Below are 1,413 nucleotides of genomic sequence, written 5' to 3' on the forward strand. Positions count from 1 at the left end.
GCTGGATGAATTGCTCAATGGCGTGGTACATGATGTCGCGAGCGACGAACCAAGGATAACGCCTTTGGCTTATATGATCATCCGGGATGCGACACCTAGGCACAACCGGCGATGATGCCAGCATTGCGCTGTGCGCCTGCACGCTGGGGGACACCATTGAGCCATTTCAAAAGGGATAATTGATATGTGCAACAAGCGAAGCTACACGCCCTACCAACGTTCGGCGATAAAAGGGATTGCAAAAATTGTAGGGGAGACTCCGTTTCGCTACGAAAAGTCTTCCAACAATCATTTGAAGGTCACGATCAAGGGGATAGACCAAGTGTTCTTTACGTCGTCTACGCCTTCAGATCACCGGAGTTTAGAGAATTTTCTGGCTGAAATCCGCTGCGCGTATAAACAAAAACACCGGGTTGAACCGAGCATACAAACAGAAATACCCCGTTCGGTCCGTAAGGCAAATGCCAAGAAAGCCAGTATAGAGGTCATGGGAAAAGTGACTGAGCAACTGATTAAAGTCTTTCGGAATTCACTGGAAAGTTTCAAGGAAGAGGAAATGAGAATGGTCGAATCCAGCCAAACCGAGCTCTTGGGTGAAAACATACAAGCATTCCGGAAAAAGAAAATCCGGGCAGAGATTGATCGCGCCATTGAATCCTTTGGTACTGGAGTCTTCATACCTCCCGGACTGATCAAGCAGACACAAAAGCAGGTTGGTGAAAACCTGAACTTCATGCTGCCGTCTGTGCCAGAGTACGACCGTATACTGTCTTTAAAGTCCGGCGCTTCGGTTCAGGCCTTAGAAATGCCGGAAGACTCAACTCCGTCGGAGATTCCAGAGGATAACCAGGCCGAGGTTGCATCGAACGATTCGCAGAAGCAAAGAAAGCTGGCCCCGGATAAGGCCGCTAATGACAAGTTGAAGGCAGTCTGCGATCCAAGCAAGATACCGGATACTGTCGTTGATACGAAGCCGCGTATCTTTGAACCTGCCGCCAGTACACAGAGCTACAGCTTCGCTCACCAACTGGCCGATATGACAAAGCGGGATATTCGCCAGCTGATGGCAGACTGCCAACAGCTGCTTGATGAAAAACATCAAGCCGACATTCAGTTTCTCGTCAGCCAAATGCACGAACGAGAAGTTGATCTTGCAGAGCTGCAGACAGCGTTACTTCGTGATCCAGTGTGATACACACAAATTTATCAGGCCTATTGGGGACCGATAAGAGCGCACAATACGATCCTGACTGTTTCAGCACACACCGAGGAGATGACTTATGAACCCCAAGACTCTTACAATCGCATTGGGAATTCTGGAGTTAATGTCAAATCTGGTGTATGGGCATCAAGCCGCGTTCCTGTCTGATTGATCCTGTACTTGTTCGCCGTCCTTGAACTTCACATTGTTGA

Annotated in this window: 1 protein-coding gene; it reads left to right on the forward strand. The window is 48.8% G+C overall.

Annotation, left to right across the window (positions count from 1 at the left end):
* Positions 1-184: 184 nt before the first annotated feature.
* Positions 185-1,192 (forward strand): hypothetical protein, encoded by a 1,008-nt coding sequence (locus KTN04_RS16540; RefSeq protein ID WP_217336326.1) that lies wholly within the window; start codon positions 185-187, stop codon positions 1,190-1,192.
* Positions 1,193-1,413: the final 221 nt, after the last annotated feature.

The organism is Marinobacterium weihaiense (genome assembly GCF_019061305.1).
Classification (GTDB): domain Bacteria; phylum Pseudomonadota; class Gammaproteobacteria; order Pseudomonadales; family Balneatricaceae; genus Marinobacterium; species Marinobacterium weihaiense.

Coding starts and splice junctions, on each gene's coding strand:
- KTN04_RS16540 (WP_217336326.1), top strand. CDS start 185: ATGTGCAACAAGCGAAGCTACACGCCCTACCAACGTTCGGCGATAAAA.